Raw genomic sequence first — 709 nt, 5'->3', positions numbered from 1 at the left:
GTCCTGGATCATCCCGTTCCTGTTCGCCCCGCTCGCGATCCTCGCCGCACTCTCGTTGTTCCTGCCCAGCATCCGCAATGCGAGCGTCGCGGTCCTGACCGCCCTTCTCGGCGCCGGCACCGCGATCGCCGCGACGCAGCTCAGCCTCGCGACGACGGGCGCCGCGAGCGTCAGCATCTGGCCCGGCTCCGGCCTGAGCCTCTACTGGCTCGGCCTTGTCGGCGCCGTGATCTTCGCCCTGCGCGAGTTCCGCCGCTTCGCCGTCGCCCCCGCCGTCGCCGCAACCGTCCTTCTCGCTGTCGCCGTCGTCCCGCTCGCCGGAGCACTCCCGCTCGAGCTGAGCGCCGTCCATGAGGGCAGCGACCGCACCCAGCCCGCCTTCGTGACGGCAGAAGCGCAGACGGATGCCCGGGTCGGCACCCTCGAAATCGTCCCGCAGTCCAACGGCGGCATCCTCGCCACGATCGTGCGCGGCGCGGGCACCACCCTCAACGAGCAGAGCACCCTCGTCAACACCACGACCACGCTCTCCGCGGCGGATAAGGAACTCGCCACGCTCGCGGGAAACCTGGCCTCACGCAGCGGACTGGATGCCTCGGCCGGACTGGCCGACCTCGGCATCCGCTTCGTGCTGCTGCGGCCGGCCGCCCTCACCGACACCGGCAGAGGTGCCGCGGCGGCAAGCGTCGCGGCCACGGAGACCCTAGCC

1 pseudogene is annotated in these 709 nt (G+C 71.9%); it reads left to right on the top strand.

Features of this window, described 5'->3' with window-relative positions:
* A pseudogene (locus QN345_RS19620) lies at nucleotides 1-709 on the top strand (hypothetical protein); the annotation flags it as partial.

The sequence above is a fragment of the Cryobacterium sp. 10I1 genome (assembly GCF_035019805.1).
GTDB classification, from domain to species: Bacteria; Actinomycetota; Actinomycetes; order Actinomycetales; family Microbacteriaceae; genus Cryobacterium; species Cryobacterium glucosi.
Note: the sequence above shows the minus strand (reverse complement) of the source record. Positions and strands in the feature narration are given on the sequence as shown.